Origin of the sequence: Amycolatopsis sulphurea, assembly GCF_002564045.1 — a bacterium.
Taxonomy (GTDB): domain Bacteria; phylum Actinomycetota; class Actinomycetes; order Mycobacteriales; family Pseudonocardiaceae; genus Amycolatopsis; species Amycolatopsis sulphurea.
The window spans coordinates 1,375,091-1,399,776 of the sequence record NZ_PDJK01000002.1; the positions used below are offsets into that span (position 1 = coordinate 1,375,091).

At 68.1% G+C, this 24,686-nt stretch carries 20 protein-coding genes; 8 read left to right on the forward strand and 12 right to left on the reverse strand.

Annotation, left to right across the window (positions count from 1 at the left end):
• Window positions 1-20: 20 nt before the first annotated feature.
• Genes ATK36_RS12340 through ATK36_RS12350 form a run of 3 tightly spaced genes read right to left on the reverse strand, consistent with a single transcriptional unit; the run spans window position 21 to window position 3,287 of the window.
• Window positions 21-953 carry a carbohydrate ABC transporter permease gene (locus ATK36_RS12340; RefSeq protein ID WP_098511409.1) on the reverse strand — a complete coding sequence of 311 codons (933 nt, stop codon included), beginning with the start codon at window positions 951-953 and terminating at the stop codon, window positions 21-23.
• A complete protein-coding gene (locus ATK36_RS12345; RefSeq protein ID WP_170069708.1) occupies window positions 950-2,290 on the reverse strand; it encodes an ABC transporter substrate-binding protein in 1,341 nt (446 codons plus the stop codon). The genes ATK36_RS12340 and ATK36_RS12345 overlap by 4 nt, the downstream gene beginning before the upstream one ends.
• Window positions 2,283-3,287: a zinc-dependent alcohol dehydrogenase family protein gene (locus ATK36_RS12350; RefSeq protein WP_098511412.1), complete on the reverse strand. Its 1,005-nt coding sequence runs from the start codon at window positions 3,285-3,287 to the stop codon at window positions 2,283-2,285. Before ATK36_RS12350 ends, ATK36_RS12345 begins: the two co-directional genes overlap by 8 nt.
• A gap of 185 nt (window positions 3,288-3,472) precedes the next feature.
• On the opposite strand from ATK36_RS12350, the gene ATK36_RS12355 reads away from it, so the two are divergent.
• On the forward strand, window positions 3,473-4,420 hold the full coding sequence (locus ATK36_RS12355) for a sugar-binding transcriptional regulator (RefSeq protein WP_098511414.1): 948 nt from the start codon (window positions 3,473-3,475) through the stop codon (window positions 4,418-4,420).
• A 94-nt stretch (window positions 4,421-4,514) separates the two neighbouring features.
• On the opposite strand, the gene ATK36_RS12360 is transcribed toward ATK36_RS12355, so the two are convergent.
• The gene (locus ATK36_RS12360; RefSeq protein ID WP_098514831.1) at window positions 4,515-7,025 is read right to left on the reverse strand and encodes a DEAD/DEAH box helicase; all 2,511 of its coding nucleotides are present in this window, start codon (window positions 7,023-7,025) and stop codon (window positions 4,515-4,517) included.
• A gap of 151 nt (window positions 7,026-7,176) precedes the next feature.
• Between ATK36_RS12360 and ATK36_RS12365 the strand changes: the two genes are divergently transcribed.
• Window positions 7,177-8,424 carry a primosomal protein gene (locus ATK36_RS12365; RefSeq protein WP_098511415.1) on the forward strand — a complete coding sequence of 416 codons (1,248 nt, stop codon included), beginning with the start codon at window positions 7,177-7,179 and terminating at the stop codon, window positions 8,422-8,424.
• Window positions 8,425-8,750: 326 nt separating this feature from the next.
• Here the strand turns inward: ATK36_RS12365 and ATK36_RS12370 are convergent, their stop codons facing one another.
• Window positions 8,751-9,842 carry an adenosine deaminase gene (locus tag ATK36_RS12370; protein WP_098511417.1) on the reverse strand — a complete coding sequence of 364 codons (1,092 nt, stop codon included), beginning with the start codon at window positions 9,840-9,842 and terminating at the stop codon, window positions 8,751-8,753.
• A gap of 210 nt (window positions 9,843-10,052) precedes the next feature.
• Here ATK36_RS12370 and ATK36_RS12375 point away from each other — a divergent pair, with 210 nt between their 5' ends.
• Entirely contained in the window at window positions 10,053-11,153 is a 1,101-nt protein-coding gene (locus ATK36_RS12375; RefSeq protein ID WP_098511418.1) for a PA containing protein, read from the forward strand.
• A gap of 115 nt (window positions 11,154-11,268) precedes the next feature.
• Here ATK36_RS12375 and ATK36_RS12380 read toward each other — a convergent pair whose 3' ends face one another.
• The 6 genes from ATK36_RS12380 to ATK36_RS12405 all read right to left on the reverse strand — a co-directional run bounded on the left by ATK36_RS12380 (window position 11,269) and on the right by ATK36_RS12405 (window position 18,093).
• Window positions 11,269-12,543, reverse strand: a complete 1,275-nt coding sequence (locus ATK36_RS12380; protein ID WP_098511419.1) for a thymidine phosphorylase — start codon at window positions 12,541-12,543, stop codon at window positions 11,269-11,271.
• Window positions 12,540-12,929: a cytidine deaminase gene (locus ATK36_RS12385; protein WP_098511421.1), complete on the reverse strand. Its 390-nt coding sequence runs from the start codon at window positions 12,927-12,929 to the stop codon at window positions 12,540-12,542. The genes ATK36_RS12380 and ATK36_RS12385 overlap by 4 nt, the downstream gene beginning before the upstream one ends.
• Window positions 12,929-14,167 carry an ABC transporter permease gene (locus tag ATK36_RS12390; RefSeq protein ID WP_098514832.1) on the reverse strand — a complete coding sequence of 413 codons (1,239 nt, stop codon included), beginning with the start codon at window positions 14,165-14,167 and terminating at the stop codon, window positions 12,929-12,931. Before ATK36_RS12390 ends, ATK36_RS12385 begins: the two co-directional genes overlap by 1 nt.
• Before the next feature lie 41 nt (window positions 14,168-14,208).
• Window positions 14,209-15,297 carry an ABC transporter permease gene (locus tag ATK36_RS12395; protein WP_098514833.1) on the reverse strand — a complete coding sequence of 363 codons (1,089 nt, stop codon included), beginning with the start codon at window positions 15,295-15,297 and terminating at the stop codon, window positions 14,209-14,211.
• Between the two features lie 8 nt (window positions 15,298-15,305).
• A complete protein-coding gene (locus ATK36_RS12400) occupies window positions 15,306-16,871 on the reverse strand; it encodes an ABC transporter ATP-binding protein (protein ID WP_098511423.1) in 1,566 nt (521 codons plus the stop codon).
• Window positions 16,872-16,950: 79 nt separating this feature from the next.
• Window positions 16,951-18,093 carry a BMP family lipoprotein gene (locus ATK36_RS12405; protein ID WP_098511424.1) on the reverse strand — a complete coding sequence of 381 codons (1,143 nt, stop codon included), beginning with the start codon at window positions 18,091-18,093 and terminating at the stop codon, window positions 16,951-16,953.
• 572 nt (window positions 18,094-18,665) lie between these two features.
• On the opposite strand from ATK36_RS12405, the gene sdhC reads away from it, so the two are divergent.
• The 5 genes from sdhC (at window position 18,666) to ATK36_RS12430 (ending at window position 23,211) form a co-directional block, all read left to right on the forward strand.
• A complete protein-coding gene (gene sdhC, locus ATK36_RS12410) occupies window positions 18,666-19,115 on the forward strand; it encodes a succinate dehydrogenase, cytochrome b556 subunit (RefSeq protein WP_098511426.1) in 450 nt (149 codons plus the stop codon).
• The gene (locus ATK36_RS12415) at window positions 19,115-19,531 is read left to right on the forward strand and encodes a succinate dehydrogenase hydrophobic membrane anchor subunit (RefSeq protein WP_098511427.1); all 417 of its coding nucleotides are present in this window, start codon (window positions 19,115-19,117) and stop codon (window positions 19,529-19,531) included. The genes sdhC and ATK36_RS12415 overlap by 1 nt, the downstream gene beginning before the upstream one ends.
• 36 nt (window positions 19,532-19,567) lie before the next feature.
• Window positions 19,568-21,322 (forward strand): succinate dehydrogenase flavoprotein subunit, encoded by a 1,755-nt coding sequence (gene sdhA / locus ATK36_RS12420; protein WP_098511429.1) that lies wholly within the window; start codon window positions 19,568-19,570, stop codon window positions 21,320-21,322.
• A complete protein-coding gene (locus ATK36_RS12425) occupies window positions 21,322-22,086 on the forward strand; it encodes a succinate dehydrogenase iron-sulfur subunit (RefSeq protein ID WP_098511431.1) in 765 nt (254 codons plus the stop codon). The genes sdhA and ATK36_RS12425 overlap by 1 nt, the downstream gene beginning before the upstream one ends.
• A gap of 231 nt (window positions 22,087-22,317) precedes the next feature.
• The gene (locus ATK36_RS12430) at window positions 22,318-23,211 is read left to right on the forward strand and encodes a hypothetical protein (RefSeq protein WP_245914659.1); all 894 of its coding nucleotides are present in this window, start codon (window positions 22,318-22,320) and stop codon (window positions 23,209-23,211) included.
• Window positions 23,212-23,278: 67 nt separating this feature from the next.
• On the opposite strand, the gene ATK36_RS12435 is transcribed toward ATK36_RS12430, so the two are convergent.
• Window positions 23,279-24,685: a S8 family peptidase gene (locus ATK36_RS12435; RefSeq protein ID WP_098511432.1), complete on the reverse strand. Its 1,407-nt coding sequence runs from the start codon at window positions 24,683-24,685 to the stop codon at window positions 23,279-23,281.
• Window position 24,686 lies beyond the last annotated feature (1 nt).

Below are 24,686 nucleotides of genomic sequence, written 5' to 3' on the forward strand. Positions count from 1 at the left end.
TGCGGTGACGGTTGCGGTACTCACTTCGTGCCTCCGTCCACGGAGAACGCGCGGAACATCAAGCGCAGCGCGAAGGTCGCCACGATCATGGTGATGATCACCACGACCACGCCCATCGCCGAGGACTGTCCGACGTCGAAGCCCTCGAACGCGCGCTGGTAGATGTAGAACGGCAGGTTGGTGCTGGCCGTGCCCGGCCCGCCCTGGGTCATCAGGAAGATCGCGTCGAAGCTGTTCACGATGTAGATCGCGCCGAGCATCGTGGCCAGCTGCAGGAACCGCGACAGGTGCGGCAGCGTGATCGAGTAGAAGGTGCGCCAGCGGTTCGCCCCGTCCACCGAGGCGGCCTCCAGCACCTCCTTCGACTGGCTCTGCAGCCCGGCCAGGGTCAGCAGCATCATGAACGGCGTCCACTGCCACACGATCTGCGCCATCACCGCGGCCAGCGGGAACTTCGACAGCCAGTCGATGTCGGTGCCGAACACGAAGTGCAGCAACCCGAACGTCGGGTCGAACATCGTGGTCTTCCACAGCAGCGCGCCCGCCGCCGGGAGGATCAGGAACGGCGTGATCAGCAGTGTGCGGACGAAACTGCGGCCGATGAACTTGCGGTCGAGCAGGATCGCCAGCCCGAGCCCGAGCAGCAGCGACACCAGCACGCACACCACGGTGAGCACGACGGTGTTGACCAGTGCGCCGAGGAACGTCGTGTCGGTGAAGACGTCGATGTAGTTCTGGAAACCGACGAAGTGCCGCGAGCCCGGCCGCACCAGGTTCCACGACTGGAACGAGTAGAACAGCGTGAGCAGGAACGGGATCTGCGTCACCGCGATGACGAAGATCAGCGCGGGCAGCAGCGGCAGCCGCCGCTTGCCCGAACCCGCGGCCTTCTTCTTGGTACTGGTGCGGGTGTTCGCCGGCGCAGGGCCGGCGGGGACCGTGACAGTGCTCATCCGGCCACCTCCTGATAGGACTTGCCCACGGTCTCCGCGTACTTCTGCGATTGCGCGAGCGCGTCCGCGACGGAGGTCTGCCCGGCGATGGCGGCGGACAGCTGCTGGCTCACCCGGGTGCCGAGGTCCTGGAACTCCGGGATCCCGACGAACTGGATGCCCGGGTAGGGCACGGGTTGCACCATGGTCTTCTGCTGGTTCGCGTTCGCGATGCCGTCCAGCGTCGGCTGCGCGTACGTCTTGGCGGCTTCCTTGTACTGCGGGATCTCGTACGTGGACTTGCGAGTGCCCGGCGGCACGCGGTTCCAGCCGTAGGTCTCGCCGACCTTCTTGGCGTACGCCTTGTCGGTCATCCACGCCATGAAGTCCCAGGCGTCGTCCTTGGCCTTGGCAGCCTTCGGGATGGCCAGCGACCACGCGTAGAGCCAGCCACTCGCCTGGGTCTTGTCGACCGGGGCGGCGACGTAGCCGTTCTTCCCGACCACGTGGCTGGTGGACGGGTCCTCGGTGGTGCCGGTCATCGACGTGGCGTCGTACCACATCGCGGCCTGGCCCTGCGCGTACCGCGTGCCGCACTCGGTGAACCCGGCGCTGGAGGCACCGACCTCACCGTGCTCGCGGAGCAGGTTCACGTAGAAGTTCGCCGCCTTGGCGAACTCCGGGCTGTTCAGCTTGGCGTTCCAGTCCTTGTCGAACCACTGCGCGCCGAAGGTGTTGGCCATGGTGGTGAACGGCGCGAGGCTCTCGCCCCAGCCGGGCTTGCCACGCAGGCAGATGCCGGCGACGCCGTTCTGCTTGTCGTCCAGCTTCGCGGCGTACTCGGCGATCTGCTCCCAGGTGGGATGCGCCGGCATCGGGATACCGGCCTTCTCGAACAGGTCCTTGCGATAGACCACAAAGGACGATTCGCCGTAGAACGGCACCGCGTACATCTGGTTCTGGTACGACAGCGACTCCCGGATGCTCGGGATGAAGTCCGCCTCGTCGTAGCCGGGGGTGGCCTTCATGTGCGGCTCGAGGTTTTCGAGCCAGCCGTTGGCCGCCCACTGCGGGGCCTCGTAGTTGCTGATCATCACCACGTCGAACTCGCCGCCCCCGGTGGCCGTGGACGCGGTGATCTTCGCGCGGGCCTCGTTCTCCGGCAGGGTGACGAACTTCAGGTTGACGCCGGGGTGGTTCTTCTCGAACTCGCCCTTGAGCGAGATGGCGTCCTTCATCTGCGCGTTGGAGACGATCGCCACGACCAGGGTCCGCCCGCCGTCGCCCAGCGAGCCGGCTCCGGCGCATCCCGTCACGAACAGCGCGGTCGCCGCCAGGAGGCACAGGAGTTTACGCATGGCCACCTCCTGGCAGAACCTGGATCTTCAGCCCGGTGCCGCTGCGCATCTTCGCCAGCGCCTCCGGGTACTGCTCAAGGGGCAGCGTGTCGGTGATCAGCGCCTCGGTGTCGATGTAGCCGCCTCCCACCAGGTCGAGCGCGGTGCCGTAGCTGTTGAGCACGGCCATGGAGCCGACGACGGTGATCTCGTCGTTGTAGATCCGGAACGGCGACAGAGCCACCCGGGCCTCGGCGGGGGCCACCCCGAACACCAGCAACCGGCCGCCGCGGCGCAGCGCGTCGAACGCGGATTCGATAGCGGGCACGGCGCCGGTGCAGTCCACCGCGGCGTCGTACCGCTCACCGTCCAATGCGGACACATCCTCGGCCACCGCGGTGGCACCCAGGTCGGTCGCGCGCGGCAGCCGGGCGGCGTTGCGGTCGACCATCGTCACCTGTGCACCGGCCCGCTGCAGCAGCTGCTGCATGATCAGGCCCATCGTGCCGGCGCCGACGATCAGGAACCGCTCGCCCGCTTCCACGCCGATCCGGCGCACGCCGTGCACCGCGCAGGAGACCGGCTCCACCAGCGCGCCCTGCTCCCAGCTCAGGGAGTCGGGCATCCGGTAGCAGGTGTCCGCGGGCACCGCGACATATTCGGCGAACGCGCCGTTGACCGTGTCGCCGGTCGCGTTCCAGTTCGCGCAGAGATTGCCGTGCCCGGAGCGGCACGGCGTGCAGTACCCGCAGTAGATCGACGGGTCGACCGCCACGCGGTCGCCGACTTTCCACTCCCCCGGCACGTCCGCGCCGAGTTCGACGATCTCCCCGGCGAACTCGTGCCCGGGGACGATCGGATACGGGGTCGGGGGGAAGTGCCCGTCGGCGATATGCAGGTCCGTCCCGCAGATCCCGCAGGCACCCACCTTCACGACGACCTGGCGCTCTCCGGGTTTGGGATCGGGAACCTCGCCGACCCGGATCTCACCGGGCCGATCCACGATCGCGGCACGCATGCCACATCACCTTCCTGGGTGCTCATTCGAGCAACATCGATCAATGCCGCACCTGATATGCGAAGAGCATTACACGAGTTTCCTGGGTGTTACGTCAACACTAACGCTCAGTTTCAAGCTATAGTGCTCATGTGAGCAGGAAGAAAGGGCAGTCTCCGCTGACCGAGAGCCTGCGTCTGGCCACCATGGCGCGCCGGTTCTACGTGCAGGGACACTCCAAGCTGGAGATCGCCGACGAGTTCGGGGTGAGCAGGTTCAAGGTGGCCCGCATGCTCGACGCGGCGCTGGAGAGCGGGCTGGTCCGGATCGAATTCGACCTGCCCGCCCCGGTCGACGTCGAACTCTCCGACGAGGTGCGCAGAGCGTACCGGCTGGACCGGGCGTTGGTGCTGGAGCGGTCCTCGATGCGGGAGCCGAAAGAGGTGGTGCGCCGTCGGGTCGGTGCGCTGGCCGCGCGGCTGCTGGAGGAGATCGCGGCACCCGAGGATGTGATCGGGCTCTCCTGGGCGCGGTCGGTGAACTCGATGACCGAGGCGCTGCGGGCCATGCCACGCTGCCCGATCGTGCAACTGTGCGGAGTACAGGCGGGCATGGACATGCGTGGCCGTTCGGTGGAGACGGTCAGCCGGGTGACTTCGATCTCCGGCGGCGACGCCTACCCGATCTTCGGCCCGCTGGTGCTGCCGGACCAGCGGACCCTGGACATCCTGCGGCACCAGCCGGGCATCGCGGAGACCTTCGCGCAGTTCACCAAGCTCACCAAGGCGGTGGTGAGCATCGGCGCCTGGGCGACCGGCGAGTCCACTGTGTACGACGCGCTCGACGACGCCGAACGGGCCGCGATCGCCGCCCGCGGCGCGACCGCCGAGGTGGCCGCACGGCTGTTCGACGCCTCCGGCGCGCCGGTGTCGACCGGGCTGACCCACCACGTGCTCGCGATCGGCCGGGAGGAACTGATGGCCGTGCCGGAGGTGATCGCGATCGGCTACAGCCAGCCGAAGGCCGCGGCAGTGGACGCGGTGCTGCGCTCCGGCCTGGTGTCCACTCTGGTCACCGACGCCGCGGCGGCGGGACCGTTGCTGGAGCTGGCGGCGGAGAAACCGTTGCCGATGCCGCCGATGCCGCCGTCCTGAACCGAAGGGGCGTGGCTGTGAAGGGGCCCTTCACGGACTCTGAGTCCGTGAAGGGCCCCTTCACAGCTTTGGGACGACGCGGGGCCGGAAGTGGTCAGAGCTGGTTGACGTCGACCACGCGGACGACGGCGCTGCCTGCCTCGTCCGAGGCGGCCAGGTCGATTTCCGCACTGATGCCCCAGTCGTGGTCGCCCGCGGGGTCGTCGAAGATCTGCCGCACCCGCCACAGTTCGGGCTCCCGCTCGATGAGCAGCAGCGCCGGGCCGCGGGCGTCCGGGCCGATGCCCAGCGTTTCGTGCTCGTCGAAGTAGTCCTCGATGGCGTCTTCCCAGGCGTCCGCGTCCCAGCCGGACGCCGCATCCAGCTCGCCGAGCGCGTCGTAGGCACGGCGCGAGGCCAGCTCGACCCGGCGGAAAAGCTCGTTGCGCACCAGCACCCGGAACGCTCGCTCGTTGCGCGTGACCGCGGGCGGCTCGGGGGGCGGGCGGTGTGACACGGGGCCTTCGTCTTCCGGATGCCGCAACGCTTCCCACTCGTCGAGCAGGCTCGAATCGACCTGCCGGACCAGCTCGCCGAGCCATTCGATGAGGTCCTGCAACGGTTCGGTCTTCGCCTCGTCGGGCACGGTGTGCCGCAGCGCGTCATAGGTGTCCGCGAGATAACGCAGCACCAGGCCTTCGGAGCGGGCGAGCTGGTAGAAACCCACGAACTCGACGAAGTTCATCGCGCGCTCGTACATGTCGCGCACCACGGATTTCGGCGACAGCTCGTAGTCCGCCACCCACGGATGCCCCTGCCGATACGCGCCGTACGCGCCGGAAAGCAGCTCCTCCAACGGCTTCGGGTAGGTGACCTCCTCCAGCAGCTCCATCCGCTCGTCGTACTCGATGCCCTCGGCCTTCATCGCCTGCACGGCCTCGCCGCGGGCCTTGAACTGCTGCTGCGACAGCACCGGCCGCGGGTCGTCCACAGTGGATTCCACAATGGACACCACATCCAGCGGATAGGACGGCGACTCGGCGTCCAGCAGCTCGATCGCGGCCAGCGCGAACGGCGACAACGGCTGGTTGAGCGCGAAATCGAACTGCAGGTCCACGGTCAGCCGCACGATCCGCGCGTCGGCGTCCGGTTCGGACAGTCGCTCCACCACCCCGGCGGCCAGCAGCGAACGGTAGATCTCGATCGCCCGCAGGATCAGCTTCCGCTGCGCCGGCCGGTCCGCGTGGTTGTCCTCCAGCAGGTGCCGCATCGCGTCGAAAGCGTTGCCCGGCCGGGAAATCACGTTCAGCAGCATCGAGTGGCTGACCCGGAAGCTGGAGGTGAGCGGCTCCGGCTCGGCGGCGATCAGCCGGTCGAAGGTGCTCTCGGTCCAGTTCACGAACCCTTCGGGCGCCTTCTTCCGGACGATCTTCTTTTTCTTCTTCGGATCGTCGCCCGCCTTCGCCAGCGCCTTGGCGTTCTCCACCACGTGGTCCGGGGCCTGCACCACGACGTAGCCGTCGGTGTCGTAGCCCGCGCGGCCGGCCCGCCCGGCGATCTGGTGGAACTCGCGGGCCTTCAGATGCCGCTGGCGCACCCCGTCGTACTTGGTCAGCGCGGAGAACACCACGGTCCGGATCGGCACGTTGATCCCGACGCCGAGGGTGTCGGTCCCGCAGATCACCTTGAGCAGACCGGACTGCGCGAGCGTTTCCACCAGCCGGCGGTACTTCGGCAGCATACCCGCGTGGTGCACGCCGATGCCGTGCCGCACGAGCCGGGACAGCGTCTTGCCGAAGCCCGCGGCGAACCGGAAATCGCCGATCAGCTCGGCGATGGCGTCCTTCTCCGCACGCGTGGTCACGTTGATGCTCATCAGCGTCTGCGCGCGCTCGATGGCCGCGGCCTGCGAGAAATGCACCACGTACACCGGAGCCTGGCCGCCGTGCAGCAGCTCGGACATCGTCTCGTGCAGCGGCGTGATCGCGTAGCGGTAGGTCAGCGGGACCGGCCGCTGCGCCGAGGTGACCACGGCGGTGGCCCGCCCGGTCCGGCGGGTCAGGTCCTTCTCGAAGAACGAGACGTCGCCGAGCGTGGCGGACATCAGCACGAACTGCGCCTTGGGCAGCTCGATCAGCGGCACCTGCCAGGCCCAGCCGCGGTCCGGCTCGGAGTAGAAGTGGAACTCGTCCGCCACGACCTGGCCGACCGGCGCGTCGGCACCGTCCCGCAACGCGATGTTCGCCAGGATTTCCGCAGTACAGCAGATGATCGGCGCTTCGGCGTTGACGCTCGAATCACCGGTCTGCATCCCCACCTGATCGGCCCCGAAGATCTCGATCAGCTGGAAGAACTTCTCCGAGACCAGAGCCTTGATCGGCGCGGTGTAGTAGCTGCGCCGGCCGTGTGCCAGCGCGGTGAAATGCGCACCGACCGCGACCAGGCTCTTGCCCGAGCCGGTCGGCGTCGAGAGGATCACGTTGGCGCCGGAGACGACTTCGATCAGCGCCTCCTCCTGCGCCGGGTACAACTCGATCCCCCGTTCGGCCGTCCAGGTGCAGAAGGCGTCGAAGAGGGCGTCCGGGTCCGGGTCCGGATCCGCAGGCAGGAGGTCTGTGAGTGTCATCGCGGGACCCATCGTGCCATCCCGCGGCCCGAAGATGCGCGGGGGAGATCGCGGCTGCTTGCCCCAACCCGTAGGCTTCGCGGTACCGCGCACCGGCCGGGGGACCGGCGGCCGGGCGTGCACACGGGCGGTACTCGCGGAGGATTCGGCAATGGCACAGGACATCATCCCGATCGAACTCGGGCTGCCGCAGGGCGACGTGGTCACCCTCTGGGCCCCCCGCTGGCGGGAGGACGGCGAGGAGTGGGAAGCCTTCCTCGGCGACGAGGACGACCTGTACGCCTTCCCGGACGCCGCGCACCTGGCGGCCTTCGTGCGCACCGCCGAGCAGCACGACCTGCTCGACCACCCGGCGTGGGACGCGGTCCCGGCGCTGAACGTGCCGGAGCTGATCCCCGACGACGACCACTCCTACGACCTGGTCGGCGTGCCGGAGCTGGTCGCCGAGGAGCCGGACTCGTGGACCATCGGCGAGCTGGCCGAGATCGTCGGCATCGTGCGCTCGCTCGCGGACGTGTGCGAGCTGGAGGACGTGCACGAGGTACTCGACGCCTACGAGGGCTTCTCGTTGCTGGAGCAGGGCAGGCTGCCGTTCACCGGGCGTGAGGGCGAAGCGCTGTGGAACGACCTGTCGAAGGCCGTCTCGGAGAAGTGGGACGTGGTGCTCGACGCGATCGACGGGCTGGTCACGGTCCCGGACGTGGACGCCGCGGTGCTGGAGCAGACCGCCGAGGAGCTGGCCGCCTTCCACGAGGAGTCCGCCGAGGCGGAGGCCGACGCCGAGGACGGCGGCCCGGAGGACCTCGAAGCGGTGGACGGCGACGAGGCCGAGGACGAGCCGGTCGGCTTCTGGGGCGAGGTCGGCATCGATCCGATCAAGATCGTCACCGCCGGCGCGGAGTACTACACGCTGCGCTGCTACCTCGACGACCAGCCGGTCTTCCTCGGCAGCGAAGGCGAGATCGACGTGTTCACCTCCGCGAAGGCGTTGCTGGCCGCGATCACCGAAGGCACCGAGCTCGCCGGCACCGAGCTGTCCGACGTGTCCACTTGGGACGAAGTGCGGGAGAAGGCCGCCGCGGGCGAACTGGAGCTCGAGGTCGACCCGGACAACACCTACGTGCTCAACGGGCTGGACGAGGACATCGCCGAAGGCCCCGAGGCGATCGACCCGACCCAGTTGGAGCTCGCCGTCGAGCTGCTCACCGACGCGGCCGAGTGGGCCGACGACCCGACGGTGGAGTCCGCGCTGGCGGCCAACGAGAGCCTCGGCTGGCTGGTGTCGTTCGTGCTCCGCCCGGACCCGAGCCGGCTTGAGCCGAGCGCGCCGTTCGACACCGAGCAGAGCGCGTGGCGCAAGCTCGCGGAGGCCTTCGAAAACCGCCTCACCGTGCTCTGACCCCGTACTCAGCCGAGCACATCGAACGCTGCTTCGGCCTGCTCGCGCCCGAGGTACAGCTTCCCGGCGGCGTCGGCGAGTTCATCCGGATTCAGCCCCGCAGTGCCAGAAAGCTGTGAAGGGGCCCTTCACGGACTCTGAGTCCGTGAAGGGCCCCTTCACAGCGGTTTGCCGACGCCTTAGCTCGACCGGGTGTTTTCACCCGATGAACGTGCACCGGGAGTGACCTCGAGGCGGCCGGCCTGAGGAGCCGACCGTCGTAACGGTCCGCAGCCACACCCCGGCGATCGAGGCCGGGGGCGCGAGCGCGACCAGCCGACCCGGGCTCAGGCCAGCGCGGCGTACCCGGGTTTGACCACCTTCTCGATCAGCTCCAGCCGCGCGTCGAAATCGAGGAACGCGGATTTCATGGCATTGATGGTGAACCACCGCAGATCGGCGAGGCCGAACCCGAAGGTCTCGGCCAGCGCGGCGAATTCACTGGTCATCGTGCAGCCGCTCATCAGCCGGTTGTCGGTGTTCACCGTCACCCGGAAGCGCAGCCGGGCGAGCAGCCCGATCGGGTGCTCGGCCAGTGCTCGCACGGTTCCGGTCTGCACGTTCGAGGAAGGGCAGATCTCCAACGGGATGCGGCGGTCCCGGACGTAGCTCGCCAACCGTCCAAGATGGACCTCGCCGTCCGATCCGGCGGTCAGGTCCTCGGCGATGCGCACGCCGTGACCGAGCCGCTCCGCCCCGCAGAATTGAATCGCCTCGTGAATCGAAGGCAGACCGAATGCCTCGCCGGCATGAATGGTGAAATGCGCATTATTGCGGCGCAGGTATTCGAATGCGTCGAGATTGCGGCTCGGCGGGAAACCGTCCTCCGGGCCGGCGATGTCGAAACCGGCCACCCCGGCGTCGCGGTGGCGCACCACCAGCTCGGCGATCTCCCGCGCGCGGGCGTGCTGGCGCATCGCGCAGAGCAAGGTGCCGATCCGGATCCGGCCCCCCGCGGCGACCACGCGCCGTGTTCCCTCGGCGAACCCGGCCTGGACCGCTTCGACCACTGCATCGAGTGAAAGACCACGCGCCACGAACAACTCCGGCGCGTACCGCAGCTCGGCGTAGGCCACCCCGTCCGCGGCCAGATCCTCCACCGCCTCGGCGGCGACTCTGACCAGCGCCTCCTCGGTCTGCATCACCGCGCAGGTGTGCCCGAACGTCTCCAGGTAGGACACCAGCGAGCCGGAATCGGCCGCGGCCCGGAACCAGCGGCCCAGCTCACCGGGATCGGTGGCCGGCAGATCGCGATAACCGACCTGCTCGGCGAGCTCGGCGACGGTGCCCGGGCGGAGGCCGCCGTCGAGGTGATCGTGCAGCAGGACCTTGGGTGCGCGGCGCAGGATCTCGGCGCTCAGCGGGGTTACGTCCGACATCGTCCAACGGTAGCCTCGCTGTCATTCCCCTACCTGGCCGTAACTCCACCGGTGCGAACACCCTGCGCGCACGGCTGCCGGAGAGGAATCGGCCATCCGGGTAGCCGGGTCGATAAAGGGTCTTCGCGGGGGCCATACCGACAGCAATTTTCTTCTCGATAAGCTTCCGCCCAGTCCCTTCCATTTTCCCCGCCGACGAAGGACACCGCAGTGACCACTGACAACCATATTGCCGCTCCGTCCTTCGACCGGATGCGCAACATGCTGGTGCGCGCGGCCGAGGTGCGTGAGAGCGAGCAGCAGCAGATCTTCGACGCGCTCGACGACATCTACGCCCGGCTGGCACCGGTGGACTCGCTCGGCGCGGTGCGCAAGCGGCTGTCCGAGATGCCCGACCGCACCGAGGTCGGCGTGCTCGCCGAGCGGCTCGACGAGGCGATGACCCGCCTGGAGGCCCAGGACACCGCCCTCGCCGCGCTCACGCACGCGGTGGAGAGCATCGTCGACAAGCTGGCCAAGCCGTTCGCGCAGCTGGACGGCCGGCTGGACGGCGTGGCCGCGCGATTCGAGGGCGTGGCCGGCCGGATGGACGGGCTTGAGGACAAGCTGCAGAACATCCACCGCCGGCTCGACGAGCTGGGCGGGCACCTGGACAAGCAGGACACGAAGCTGGACGCCATCCCGCAGACCACCCAGGGCCCGGTGCGCGAGCGCATCGAACTGGCCGAGGCGACGCTGCGCGAGCGCATCGAGACCGCCGACCAGGAGCTGCGCTCCCGGGTGGACGAACTCGACCGGGCGACCAAGGAGCGCATCTCGGCCGGCACCGAGTCGCTGAAGATCGCCGTGACCGAGACCGGCGAGATGATCGACCCGGCCGACCGGCTGGAGAAGCTCGGCACCCGGCTGGACACGGTCACCGAACGGCTCGACGAGCTGGGCACCCGTCTCGACAAGGTCGAGGACGGGGTGACCGGCAGGCTCGGCGATCTGGACGGCTCGCTGCGCAGCGGCCTGTCGAAGGTCGAGGGCACCCTCGCCAAGCAGCCGGACACCGATTCGGTCGACTCGATGGTGCGCCGCAGCAACGAGGAGTCCGTCCGTCGCATCGGCGGTCAGCTGGACGAGGCCATGGCCACCTTCGCGGAGCTGATGCTCGGCGGCGGCCCGGCCGTGCAGCAGATCGCCCCGCCGCCGCCCGCCCCGCGCCAGCCGCGCCGCACCCCGCGCAACGGCCGCTCCCCCAAGGCCGCCGACGCGAAGGGGAAGAACAACGGCTCTGCCGACGCGGAGACCGCCGACAACGCCTGAGGCTGAAATCAGCCCGCCTTGAGCAAAAGGCCGTGAAGGGGCCCTTCACAGACTCTGAGTCCGTGAAGGGCCCCTTCACAGCTTTGGTCCCGAGAACCACTGAGCCGGAGAGGCTTCAGGGTCGTACAGTGTCCAGCACGATCCCGCGTGCGGCCGGTGCGGCCGAAACCACCGTGTACGAACCGGCCAGGGCCGCCAACGCGGCAGGCACCGCCTCCGGGGTGTCCGTGTGCAGCTCCAGCAACGGCTCCCCGGCAACCACCGGCTCACCGGGTTTCGCGTGGCACACGATCCCTGCGGCAGCCTGGACCGGATCTTCCTTCCTCGCTCTCCCCGCGCCGAGACGCCAAGCAGCCACGCCGACCGCGTAGGCGTCCAGCGAAGCGAGCACGCCCGACTCCGGCGCCGGGACCACGTGTACGTGCTGCGGTTTCGGCAGCGGCGCCGACGGGTCGCCGCCTTGGGCGGTGATCATCCGCGCCCACGTCTCGTACGCCGCGCCGGAGGCCAGTACGGCCGCTGGGTCCGCCGAGATCCCGGCCAGCGCCAGCATTTCCCGCGCCAGTGCGACTGTCAGCTCCACCACGTCGGCCGGGCCGCCGCCCTGCAGGACCTCCACCGCCTCGGCGACCTCCACCGCGTTCCCGACCGCACGGCCGAGCGGCACGTTCATGTCGGTGATCAGCGCGGTGCAGGCGACGCCGTGTGCGCTGCCGATGCCGACCAGGGTGCGCGCGAGCCGCCGAGCGTCGTCGACGGTCTTCATGAACGCGCCGGACCCCGCCTTCACATCCAGCACCAGCCCGGACGCGCCTTCGGCGATCTTCTTGCTCATGATGGAGCTGGCGATCAGCGGGATCGACTCGATCGTGCCGGTCACGTCTCGCAGGGCGTACAGCTTCCTGTCCGCCGGCGCCAGCCCTTCGGTGGCCGCGCACACGACCGCGCCCACCGAGTCCAGCTGTGTGGCGATCTCCTCCGGGGACAACGCCGCACGCCAGCCGGGGATCGACTCCAGCTTGTCCAGAGTGCCCCCGGTGTGCCCGAGGCCCCGGCCGGACAGCTGCGGCACCGCGGCACCGCAAGCGGCGACCAGCGGGGCCAGCGGCAAGGTGATCTTGTCGCCGACACCGCCGGTCGAATGCTTGTCCACGGTCGGGCGCGAGACCGCCGGCGACAACCGGCTGCCCGAGCCGATCATCGCGGCGGTCCAGCGCGCGATCTCCGCGTCGTCCATGCCGCGCAGGAAGATCGCCATGGCCAGCGCGGCCATCTGCTCCTCGGCGACCACGCCGCGGGTGTAGGCGTCGACGACCCAGTCGATCTGCTCGTCGCTCAGCCGCCGCCCGTCGCGCTTGGCACGGATGACTTCGACAGCCACGGGGCTCACGGCAAATCCTCAGGACCAAACGCATCCGGCAGCACCTCGGACATCGGCAACACCCCACGTGGGGTGTCGACCAGACACGACGAACCGCCGAGTTCGAACAGGACCTGCCTGCAACGGCCGCACGGCATCAGCAGCTCGCCTTCACCACTGCGGCAAGCCACTGCGACCAGCCGTCCGCCGCCGGACAACCGCAGCTGACCGGCCATCGTGCACTCCGCACACAACCCGAGCCCGTACGAAGCGTTCTCGACGTTGCAGCCAGTCACATGCCGACCGTCGTCCACAATGGCCGCGACGCCGACACGAAGGCCCGAGTACGGCGCGTACGCATACGAAGCAGCCGACACCGCTTCGGTGCGCAGGGCTTCCCAGTCCACTTCGGACACTAGTCGCCCTCACCTCTTCGGTAGAGCGCGCCGTCGGCCTTGGGCGGCCGTAGTCGTTGCGACGCAACGGCAAGCACAATCAGCGTGACGAAGTGCGCCGTGTACGGGATCAGGTCACTCGGCAGCGTGTCATTGGTCCAGTAGATCGTGTACAGGATCCCGGCGCCTACGACGCCGAGCCCAGCCGCGATCCAGCGCCGCCGGAACAGCTGCACGATCACAATCATCGCGAGCAGCAACACCGTGCCGTACAACAGAGCCAGCACCGCTTCGCCGCCACCGGCGAGCTGAAGCCCGTCCGCGTAGCCGAACAGCGCGGCACCACCGAGGAGACCACCGGGCCGCCAGTTGCCGAAGATCATCGCGGCGAGACCGATGTACCCACGGCCGTTCGTCTGGTTCTCCAGGTAGTCCGCGCCGCCCTTGAGCAGCACCAGCGACGCACCACCCATCCCCGCGAGCGCGCCGGAAATCAGTACGCCGACGTACTTGTAGCGATACACGTTCACACCGAGAGACTCGGCAGCCACCGGGTTCTCGCCGCAGGAACGCAGACGCAAGCCGAACCTCGTGCGCCAGAGCACCCAGTAACTCAACGGCACGAGCACGATCGCGATCATGGTCAGCGGCGCAACCCCCGTGACCAGACCCTTGAGAATGCCCGCGACGTCGGACAGCCCGACCCGCTGCTGGTCCTCCATCGAGCCGAGCCAGTCGGAAAGACCGGCCGCCGAGTAGGTGTCGAACTTCGGCACCGGCGGCGACTGCCTCGGGTTGCCCGACAGGGGCTCGAAGATCAGGTTGGCCAAGTACTTCGCGACGCCGAGGCCGAGCAGGTTGATCGCGACACCGGAGACGATGTGGTTGACCCGGAAGGTCACCGTCGCCACCGCGTGCAGCAGCCCGCCCAGCGCGCCGAAGCCGATCGCGGCCAGCAGCCCGATCCACACACCGCCGTAGTAGGCACCCCAGGCCGCGCCCCAGGTGCCGAGGATCATCATGCCTTCGAGGCCGATGTTGATCACGCCCGCGCGCTCGGCCCACAGCCCGCCGAGGGCGCACAACAGGATCGGCAGCGCGAGCCGCAACGCGGTGGACGTGGTGTTGCTCGACGTCAGCGACGAGACGCCGGTGCTGTAGGAAGCCGCGGACATCACTCCGATCGCGACGACCGCCCAGATCACCCCGCGCAGCCAGCCGGGGATCCGCTTGCGCTGATGCGGCACCGGCATCGGCATGCCGGACTCCGGGCCGGGCCGGGCCGACTCCGTCGTGGTGGTCACACCGCACCGCCTTCCGCGACCGAGGAACCCTTACCGGCCAACGCGCGTCCCACGCGCCGCTGTTCGGCGGCGAGGTCGGCGCGGCGCACGATCTCGTACGCGACGACGACCGACAGCACGATGATGCCCTGCATGATCGTCGCGATCTCCTTGGACACGTTGATCTGCTCCAGCGACACCGCCGAGGTGTCCAGGAACGCCCACAGCAGCGCGCCGAGCGCGATGCCACCCGGATGGTTACGGCCGAGCAGCGCCACCGCGATACCGGTGAAGCCGTACATCTGCGTGGCAGTGATGCCGTAGGTGTAGTCACGGCCGAGCAGCTCCGGCATGGCGATCAGACCGGCCACCGCACCGGAGAGCAGCATCGCGATCAGCGTCATCTTCTTCGCGCTGACACCACCGGCCGCGGCCGCCGTGGCCGACTCACCGCTCGCCTTGAGTTCGAAACCGAACCGCGTGCGGTTGAGCATGAACCAGTAGGCGACGCCGATCACGAGCGCGATGAGCACGAAGCCGAACAGCGTGCCCGAGCCGATCGGGATACCCGGGATCCGGCCGGACGGCGCGATCACCCGCGTGCCGATGTTGTTGCCGGTCTGCACGCCGAACTGGTCGGCGTTCACCAGGAACGCGATGATGCCCGCCACGATCGAGTTCAGCATGATCGTGGAGATGACCTCGCTGACCCCGCGGGTCACCTTCAGCACCGCCGGAATCGTCGCGTACAACGCGCCGGACAGCAGGGCGACGAGCAGGATCACGATGACGTGGAGGACCGGCGGCAGCTTCAGTGCGCCACCGACGATCGCGGCGACCACCGCGGCGAACCGGTACTGGCCCTCGACCCCGATGTTGAACAGGTTCATCTGGAAGCCGATGGCCACCGCGAGCCCGGACAGGTAGTACACGCATCCCAGGTTCACCGTGTCGACCGCGGTCGAGCCCTTGACCAGCTGGCTCACCATGGTTCCGTACGCCTGCAACGGATCGGCGCCGGAGATGATGAGCGCGATCGCCGACAGCAGCAGCGCGAAGACGATCGCGAGCAGAGGCGGCAGCAGCCGCGTGCGCCACGAACTCACTCCGGACTTCACTGGACCTCTTCTCCCTCTCCCGCGGCACCGGTCATCGCGGAGCCGAGTTCCTGCGGGGTCACCGTGGCCGGGTTCGCCGAACTCACCAGCCGTCCGCGCAGCATCACGCGGATCGTGTCGGACAGCCCGATCAGCTCGTCGAGGTCGGCGGAGATCAGCAGCACCGCGAGCCCGTCCGCGCGGGCCTGGCGGATCTGCTCCCAGATCAGCGCCTGCGCGCCGACGTCCACCCCGCGCGTCGGGTGCGAAGCGATCAGCAGTACCGGATCACCGGACAACTCCCGCCCGACGATCAGCTTCTGCTGGTTACCACCGGACAGCGCGGCCGCGGGCACCTCGATGCCCGGCGTGCGCACGTCGTACTCGCGCACGATCCGTTCGGTGTCCCGGCGAGCGCCGGCGATGTCGAGCAATTGCCCGCTGGAGACCGGCTTACGCGTCTGGTAACCGAGTATCCGGTTGACCCACAACGGTTGCGTAAGCAGCAGGCTGTGCCGCGTGCGGTCCTCGGCGATGTAGCCGATGCCCGCTTCCCGGCGCGCCAGCGTGCCGAGCTTGACCAGGTCGTGCACCTTCCCGTCGGTCTCGGACAGCTCGATGTGCCCGCCGCTCGCCCTGCGCATGCCCATGATCGTCTCGACCAGCTCGGTCTGGCCATTGCCTTCGACACCGGCGATACCGAGCACCTCCCCCGCGTGCACGGTGAAGGAGATGTCGTCGAGCACGGTGCGCGCCGAGCCCTCGGCCGACAGCCGAAGCTCGCGCACGCGCAGTACTTCGCGCTCGGTCACGGTGGACTCGCGCGTTTCCGGGCTGGGCAGCTCCGAACCGACCATCATCTCGGCGAGCTGACGGCTCGTGATGGTCTTCGGATCGACCGTGCCGACCGTGGTGCCGCGGCGGATCACGGTCACCGTGTCCGCGATGGCACGCACTTCGTCGAGCTTGTGCGAGATGAACAGGAAGGTGTAGCCGTCGTCCTTCATCCCGCGGACGGTCCCGAACAGCGCGTCGACCTCCTGCGGCACGAGCACCGCGGTCGGCTCGTCCAGGATGATGATCTTCGCGCCGCGGTAGAGCACCTTCACGATCTCCACGCGCTGGCGATCGGCCACGCCGAGTTCCTCCAGCAACGCGTCCGGCTTCGCGTGCAGCCCGGTCTGCTCGGCCAGCTTCGCCAGCCGGGACCGCGCCGCGCGGCCGATGCCGTGCAGGCCCTCCGCGCCGAGGAACACGTTCTCCGCGACGGTGAGATTGTCCGCGAGCATGAAGTGCTGGTGCACCATGCCGATACCGGCCCGGATGGCGTCCTGCGGGTTGCGCAGCCTCACCTCGGTGCCATTGATCGCGACGGCGCCCTCATCGGGCTGCTGCATCCCGTAGAGAATCTTCATCAGGGTCGACTTGCCCGCGCCGTTCTCCCCGCACAGCGCGTGCACCTCGCCCGCTGCCACGGTGAGATTGACATCGGAGTTGGCGACCACGCCGGGAAACCGCTTGGTGATACCGGTCAGCTGAACGGCCGGGGTGCCGGGTACGGCGCCGGCCTCGGTTGCGCTCATCGGAAGAACGTCCCCGTTCTGTCGAAACGCGCGAGGGCTCGGAAGGAAGCTTCCTTCCGAGCCCTGGCACGTGGGTCTGCTACTTGGCCGGCTTGTCCGAAACCGTGATGGCGCCAGAGATGATCTGGGCCTTGTAGCCGTCGAGGACATCCTTGATGTCGTCGACCTTGCCACCGGAGGTGGAGTAGCCGACGCCGTCGACCTTCAGGTCGAAGCGCTTCGGCAGCGAACCGAGGTCGTTCTTCGCGACCGCCCGCAGGAATCCGAAGACCGCGACGTCGACCCGCTTCACCATGGAGGTGAGGATGATGTCCTTGTCCGCGGCGACGGTCTTCTGGTTGTACTGGTCGGAGTCCACGCCGATGGCCAGCGCGTTGGCCGACTTCGCGGCGTCGAACACGCCCTTGCCGGAGGCACCGGCGGCGTGGTAGACGACGTCCGCGCCCTTGGCGATCTCCGCGGCCGCCTTGGCGTTGCCCTTGGCGGGGTCCTGGAAACCGGTGTTGTCCCCGGCCGGGGTGAGGTACTCGTCCTCGATCTTGATCTTGTCCGAAGCCGCCTTCGCACCCTGCAGGTACCCGGCCTCGAACTTCTGGATCAACGGGGTGTTCACCCCGCCCACGAAACCGACGTGGCAGTTCTTGCTCTTGTACGCGGCAGCGACACCGGCCAGGAACGAGCCCTGCTCCTCGGCGAAGACCAGCGGGGTCACGTTCGGCAGGGTGATCGTGTCGTCGTCGACGATCGCGAACTTGATGTCCGGATGCTTGGTGGCGACCGTCTTCACCGCCGACTCGTAGGCGAAGCCCACTGCGACGATCGGGTTCAGCCCCTGGCCCGCCATTTGCTCCAGCCGCTGCTGCCGAGCCGCTTCGCTCTCGGTCGGGCTCGCCGTGCTCTCCTGCACCGACGGCACGCCCAGCTCGGCCTTCGCCCGGTCGGTACCGGCCGCAGCCGCGTCGTTGAACGACGCGTCCCCTCGGCCGCCGACGTCGAAGGCCAGGCCGACCTTCAGCTTGCTGCCGTCGACTTTGCCCCCGTCGGTGGTGCTGCTCGTGGCAGCGGCGGGCGCGGCAGGCGGCTTCGGTGCGGCGACGCAGCCAGATCCGGAGCTGTTGTCCCCCGAGCCGGACGCGGTGTTGCTCTTGCCACTGTCCTTCGCACACCCGGCCAGGGCCAGCACCCCGGCCATGCCCACGGCGGCCAGCGCGGTTCCACGCATGCGACGCAAGTGTGTCTCCCTCCCCGCTGATCCAGCGGACGATCCGAGAAAGAACCCGGCGACGTTGCCGGGCTCAACCGCAAGACCGTACCCAACGGTAAGGAAGACGCCATAGCAACTGCACGCTACGTAACACAAACGTTTACTCAGCGGCTCGATCCAGCGCCGTTCGTGTACACAAAGTGATCAATGTGACCACGCTCCGCAGGGTCGATCCGCAGAACTCACGCGTGCGGGTCAGTCGAATCGGGGAGACCACCCGGCCGGACCGGCACTGTGCGTGTCCACAGTGGACCCGAACGGAACCGGCGGGACCGCCCACCCGGCCCCGGCGTGGCCTGGAACACACGTCCGGGCACCGCGGTCCGCTCCCGATGTCTGGTCCATCACAGAGACGAACCCGGAGGTGAGCCAGGCACCAGGGTCGGGTCTAGCATCCCTGGCATCCACGCTCGCGTGAGCCCCTGATCTCGGCACCGCCGCCGGTGTTGTCCCTCGTGGACCGACCCCGGCGAGTGCGGAGGACTCCGGTCACCGGGCACGACAGTCATGACGTTGGAGGCCGTTCACCGATGTCCACCACGGCGAGCACTGCCGCTGAGCCAGCGGCGGGGGCGAGCGATCGGGCGGGTGCCTCACGCCGGCAGGGATCCTTCTACCGGGGCGACCCGGGCATGTGGTCCTGGGTGCTGCACCGCATCACCGGCGTGCTGACATTCTTCTTCCTGTTCGTGCACGTGCTCGACACCGCACTCGTGCGCGTGTCGCCGAACACCTACGACCAGGTGATCGAGACGTACAAGACGCCACTCGTGAACCTGCTCGAGGTCGGCCTGGTCGGCGCGGTGCTGTTCCACGCGCTCAACGGCCTGCGCGTGATGCTGGTCGACTTCTGGGCCAAGGGCCCGAAGTACCAGAAGACGATGCTGTGGGTGATCGGCGTGGTCTGGGTCGTGGTGATGGTTCCGGGTGCGTTCTTCATGCTCAAGCGCACCGTCGAAACGCTCTTCGGGGGTGCCTGATGGCCGACGCTCTGCTTCTGGACAAGCCGCGCGCACCGCGGCGCCCGGCCGCCCGGCGCAGCAACTTCGAGCTCTACAGCTGGCTGTTCATGCGCATCTCCGGGCTCGCGCTGATCATCCTGGTGCTCGGCCACCTGCTGATCATGAACGTCCTCGACGGCGGCGTGCACCGGATCAACTGGGGCTTCGTGGCCGGCCGCTGGGCCTCGCCGTTCTGGCAGTTCTGGGACCTGGCGATGCTGTGGCTCGCGGAGATCCACGGCGGCAACGGCCTGCGCACGATCATCGACGACTACGCGCGCAAGGACTCCACGCGGTTCTGGCTGAAGATCGTGCTGTACGTCTCGATGGTGCTGATCCTGGCCGTCGGCACGATGGTGATCTTCACGTTCGACCCCGAGATGCCTGCCTCCTGACGGCGTAACCACCACGAGCAAGCGGAGCCTTTTCCCATGCAGTTCCACAAGTACGACGTGGTGATCGTCGGCGCCGGCGGCGCCGGGATGCGCGCGGCCATCGAGTCCGGCCAGCGCGCGCGCACCGCGGTCCTCACCAAGCTCTACCCGACCCGCTCCCACACCGGCGCGGCACAGGGCGGCATGTGCGCCGCGCTGGCCAACGTCGAGGAGGACAACTGGGAGTGGCACACCTTCGACACCGTCAAGGGCGGTGACTACCTGGTCGACCAGGACGCCGCGGAGATCATGGCCAAGGAGGCCATCGACGCGGTCCTCGACCTGGAGAAGATGGGCCTGCCGTTCAACCGCACGCCCGAGGGCAAGATCGACCAGCGCCGGTTCGGCGGGCACACCCGTGACCACGGCAAGGCCGCGGTGCGCCGCGCCTGCTACGCCGCGGACCGCACCGGGCACATGATCCTGCAGACGCTGTACCAGAACTGCGTCAAGCACGGCACCGAGTTCTTCAACGAGTTCTACGTGCTCGACCTCGTGCTGTCCGAAGACGAGCAGGGCAACCCGATCGCCTCCGGCGTGGTGGCCTACGAACTGGCCACCGGCGAGCTGCACGTGTTCCAGGCCAAGTCGATCGTGTTCGCCTCCGGCGGCGCGGGCAAGATCTTCAAGACCACCTCGAACGCGCACACACTGACCGGGGACGGCCTCGGCATCATCTTCCGCAAGGGCCTGCCGCTGGAGGACATGGAGTTCTTCCAGTTCCACCCGACCGGCCTCGCCGGGCTGGGCATCCTGATCTCCGAGGCGGTCCGCGGCGAGGGCGGCATCCTGCGCAACGCCGACGGCGAGCGGTTCATGGAGCGTTACGCCCCCACCATCAAGGACCTCGCGCCGCGCGACATCGTCGCCCGGTCGATGGTCCAGGAGGTGCTGCAGGGCCGGGGCTGCGGGCCGAACAAGGACTACGTGGTCCTGGACGTGACCCACCTGCCGGTCGAGGTCCTGGAGACCAAGCTGCCGGACATCACCGAGTTCTCCCGCACCTACCTCGGTGTGGACCCGGTGAAGGAGCCGGTGCCGGTGTTCCCGACCTGTCACTACGTGATGGGCGGCATCCCGACCAACATCCACGGCGAAGCGTTGCGCGACAACGAGAACGTGATCCCCGGCCTGTACGCCGCGGGTGAGGTCGCCTGCGTGTCCGTGCACGGGTCGAACCGGCTGGGCACCAACTCGCTGCTGGACATCAACGTGTTCGGCCGCCGGGCGGGCATCGCCGCCGCGGAGTACGCGCTCGCGCACGAGCACGTCGAGCTGCCGGAGAACCCGACCACGCTGGTCGAGGACCAGCTGGCGCTGCTGCTGTCCGAGCACGGCGACGAGCGCGTCGCCGACATCCGCAAGGAAATGCAGCAGACGATGGACTCGCACGCGTCGGTGTACCGCACCGAGGACACCCTCAAGCAGGCGCTGACCGACATCCAGTCGCTGAAGGACCGCTACGCCCGGATCACCGTGGCGGACAAGGGCAAGCGGTACAACACCGACCTGCTCGAAGCCGTCGAGCTGGGCTTCCTGCTGGAGCTGGCCGAGGTGCTGGTCGCCGGGGCGATCGCGCGCAAGGAGTCCCGCGGCGGGCACGCCCGCGAGGACTACCCGAACCGCGACGACACGAACTTCATGCGGCACACCATGGCCTACAAGCAGGGCGACGGCCTGCGCGCGGACATCCGGCTGGACTACAAGCCGGTCACCTTCACCCGCTACGAACCGATGGAGCGGAAGTACTGATGACCACGGCCACCCCGGAAGCCACGACGGCTTCCGAAACCCACACGCCGATCACCGTCACCTTGAAGATCCTGCGGTTCAACCCCGAGGTCGACGAGGAGCCGCACTGGGAGTCCTACGACGTCCCGGCGCAGCCGACGGACCGGGTGCTCAACCTGTTGTTCTACGTCAAGGATTATCTGGACGGCACCTTCGCCTTCCGCCGCTCGTGCGCGCACGGCGTGTGCGGCTCGGACGCCATGCAGATCAACGGGATCAACCGGCTGGCCTGCAAGGTGCTGCTGAAGGATCTGCTGAAGCCGGGCAAGAAGACCGAGATCAGCATCGCCCCGATCAAGGGCCTGACGACGTTGAAGGACCTCTACGTCGACATGGACCCGTTCTTCGAGGCCTACCGCGCGGTCAAGCCGTACCTGATCGCCTACGGCAACGAGCCCACCCGCGAGCGGATCCAGTCCCAGGCCGACCGCGACCGGTTCGACGACACCACCAAGTGCATCCTCTGCGCCTGCTGCACGTCGTCCTGCCCGGTCTACTGGAACGACGGCTCGTACTTCGGCCCGGCCGCGATCGTCAACGCGCACCGGTTCATCTTCGACTCGCGGGACGAAGGCGCCGAGGAACGCCTGGACATCCTGAACGACTCGGAAGGCGTCTGGCGCTGCCGCACGACCTTCAACTGCACCGACGCCTGCCCCCGCGGCATCCAGGTGACGAAGGCGATCCAGGAAGTCAAGCGCGCACTCCTATTCAAACGCGTCTGACGCTGCTTGGCTTAAAAGCTGTGAAGGGTCCCTTCACGGACATATCGTCCGTGAAGGGACCCTTCACAGCCCTTGGTGAGGTATCCACAAGGCCGCCGGTTGTCCACAGATCGACGGTGGGTCGGCCGCGGGTGGCTGGTGCTGAGGCACAGTCGATGGATGAAGCAACGAGGTCACTGGGCCGCGCGGCCCGAGGTACTCGCCGAGCACAGCACCAACCAGGTGATTCGGGTGAGTGCGCTCGAATCGCTCGACATGCACAGCAAGGGCATCTACCGAAGATGCCTGCCCGGCGGGCCATGGAAAAGACTCTTGCCGGGAATCATTCTCCTGCACAACGGCGAGGCGACAGCTGATCAGCTCGTCCAGGCTGCCCTGTTGTACGCTGGCGAATCAGCGATCGTCACCGGCGGAGAAGCTTGCCTGAGACACGGCATGCGCCTTTCCAGCACCGTCGGCCCACGGCAGGTTCACCTGCTGATCCCGCACCGGCAGAGAGTGAACGGCGCTGAATTCGTACGCATCGAGCGGACCCACACTCTCCCCGCGCCGTGGATACGTGCGGGGTTTCCCCTCGCCCCGCCGGTCCGGTCGGCTACTGACCTGCTCCGCCGGACACCGAGCGCTGAGGCCGCGCGCCACGTTCTGATCGAAGCGATCCAGCACGGCGGCTGTTCGCCAGATGCACTGCTGGATGAACTGAATCGCGGCACCAAGCGAGGGACCGCGATCCCCCGCCGGCTGCTCGCCGATTGGTCGGACATCCGGTCCGTAGCCGAAGACGAAGCCCGCAAGCTGGCGAAACGGCTGGCGCACCCGCCAAGCCACCAGAACGAGGTGCTGTACGACCACGCAGGCAGATACGCGGGCCGGCCCGACTTCTGGTGGGACGACGTCGGCCTGGCCTGGGAGATCGATTCGATGGAATTCCATTTCAAGTCAGCCGACTATGCCCGCACCCTGCAACGGAACACGCGTTACGCGGCGCTGGGCATCGCCGTCGTGCAAACGCTGCCGAGCCGCGTGCGCACCGACCCGGACGCGGTACTGGCGGAACTCACCGATGCCTACCGCGCAGCCACACTCCGCCCACGTCCACCCGTCTCCCTACGTCGCGCGGCTTAAGGCCTGTGAGGGGTCCCTTCACGGACATATCGTCCGTGAAGGGACCCCTCACAGCCCTGGGGGCAACTCAGTGAACCGCGTTCAGTGCGTTCACCAGGCCGTGCCCGTAGTAGGAGTTGTTCTTCGGCGGCCCGGTGCATGCGGCGACGTCGCACTTCACCGGGTCGGCCTTGGCGTTCAACAGGTTCGAGAGCGCCTGCGGCGGAGCGAACGGCAGCCGTGAAGCCAGCAGCGCGGCGACGCCAGCCGCGTGCGGGGACGCCATCGACGTGCCGCACATCGTGCCGTAGCCGCCGTTGGAGATGGTCGACAGCGGACAGACCATGCCCTGGCCCTCCGGGGGCTGCTGTGCGCCATCGCCGCCCGGTGCGGTGACGCTGACCGAGCCGTAGTTCGAGTACGACGACTTCGTGCCCTTGTAGCCGACTGCCGACACCGTGACCACGTCGTCGATAGCCTTCGGCAGGATGCCGCACGACGAGTCGACCGGGTGCGGGCGGTTCGGGTCCGTGGTCTGCTTCGTGACGTCGAAGCCGGAGTTGCCGGCCGCGGCGACGTTCAGCGTGCCGCGGTTGGTCGAGTAGGTCACTGCGCGGCGAACGGCTTCGTACGCGGCTGCGTCGCCGGCTTCGTTGCGGCAGTAGAACATGCCGGGGTCGATGTAGTAGCTGTTGTTCGTCACCTGGAAGTGGTGTTGTCCTGCCCACATGAACCCGCAGACAGCAGCTTCAGGGAAGATGTAGCCACCGTCGTTGACGACCTTCACCGACGCCAGCCGTACGCCCGGGGCGATGCCGGAGAAGCCGCGCGCCGCGTCCTTACCCGCGATCGTGCCCGCAACGTGCGTGCCGTGTTCGGAGTTCGTCGGCGCCCACGACGCAGCGGCGGTGTCCGCAGCACCGGTGATGCAGCCGGCGGACAAGCGAGCGTCCACCTGACTCGCGAGCGCCGGGTGCTTGGCGTCGATCCCGGAATCCAGTACGCCCACGGTGACCCGCGACGAACCCGGGTTGATCTTGTTCGCCTCCGGCGCGTGGATGGCCCGCATGTCCCACTGCTGCGCCGAAAGGTCGCCCGCAGCAGCACGGGTCTGCGTCTGCTCCAGTACGCCGACAGCTGTCCGCTTCTCCGCCCGCGAAGCCTTCTCCGCCCGCGCCGCCTTCTTCGCAGCGACGTCCTTGCCGCCCGAGTACGCGCGCATCACGCCGATCCGCTCCGCGAAGTCCGCGTTGCGCGAGCTGGCGACTGCCACACCGATCTCCGGGTAGTACGCCACTTTGGTGCCACACTTCGCACTCAGCTCGGTATCGACGGAGCGCTGTGAGGCACCCGGCTGGTACAGCACGACGTAGTTATAGGGCGTACTCGTGGTGTCGCACGAAGGCGCGGGAGCAGCATCAGCCGGAGCAGTCACAACACCAGCAGCGATTCCGGCAACCGTAACGGGAATAAGTAATCGACGGATACGGGACATT

What these genes read in the sequence shown, in the direction of transcription:
- ATK36_RS12340 (WP_098511409.1), bottom strand. Translation starts at nt 953, where the DNA reads ATGAGCACTGTCACGGTCCCCGCCGGCCCTGCGCCGGCGAACACCCGC.
- ATK36_RS12345 (WP_170069708.1), bottom strand. Translation starts at nt 2,290, where the DNA reads ATGCGTAAACTCCTGTGCCTCCTGGCGGCGACCGCGCTGTTCGTGACG.
- ATK36_RS12350 (WP_098511412.1), bottom strand. Translation starts at nt 3,287, where the DNA reads ATGCGTGCCGCGATCGTGGATCGGCCCGGTGAGATCCGGGTCGGCGAG.
- ATK36_RS12355 (WP_098511414.1), top strand. Translation starts at nt 3,473, where the DNA reads ATGGCGCGCCGGTTCTACGTGCAGGGACACTCCAAGCTGGAGATCGCC.
- ATK36_RS12360 (WP_098514831.1), bottom strand. Translation starts at nt 7,025, where the DNA reads ATGACACTCACAGACCTCCTGCCTGCGGATCCGGACCCGGACCCGGAC.
- ATK36_RS12365 (WP_098511415.1), top strand. Translation starts at nt 7,177, where the DNA reads ATGGCACAGGACATCATCCCGATCGAACTCGGGCTGCCGCAGGGCGAC.
- ATK36_RS12370 (WP_098511417.1), bottom strand. Translation starts at nt 9,842, where the DNA reads ATGTCGGACGTAACCCCGCTGAGCGCCGAGATCCTGCGCCGCGCACCC.
- ATK36_RS12390 (WP_098514832.1), bottom strand. Translation starts at nt 14,167, where the DNA reads ATGCCGATGCCGGTGCCGCATCAGCGCAAGCGGATCCCCGGCTGGCTG.
- ATK36_RS12400 (WP_098511423.1), bottom strand. Translation starts at nt 16,871, where the DNA reads ATGAGCGCAACCGAGGCCGGCGCCGTACCCGGCACCCCGGCCGTTCAG.
- ATK36_RS12405 (WP_098511424.1), bottom strand. Translation starts at nt 18,093, where the DNA reads ATGCGTGGAACCGCGCTGGCCGCCGTGGGCATGGCCGGGGTGCTGGCC.
- sdhC (WP_098511426.1), top strand. Translation starts at nt 18,666, where the DNA reads ATGTCCACCACGGCGAGCACTGCCGCTGAGCCAGCGGCGGGGGCGAGC.
- ATK36_RS12415 (WP_098511427.1), top strand. Translation starts at nt 19,115, where the DNA reads ATGGCCGACGCTCTGCTTCTGGACAAGCCGCGCGCACCGCGGCGCCCG.
- sdhA (WP_098511429.1), top strand. Translation starts at nt 19,568, where the DNA reads ATGCAGTTCCACAAGTACGACGTGGTGATCGTCGGCGCCGGCGGCGCC.
- ATK36_RS12425 (WP_098511431.1), top strand. Translation starts at nt 21,322, where the DNA reads ATGACCACGGCCACCCCGGAAGCCACGACGGCTTCCGAAACCCACACG.
- ATK36_RS12435 (WP_098511432.1), bottom strand. Translation starts at nt 24,685, where the DNA reads ATGTCCCGTATCCGTCGATTACTTATTCCCGTTACGGTTGCCGGAATC.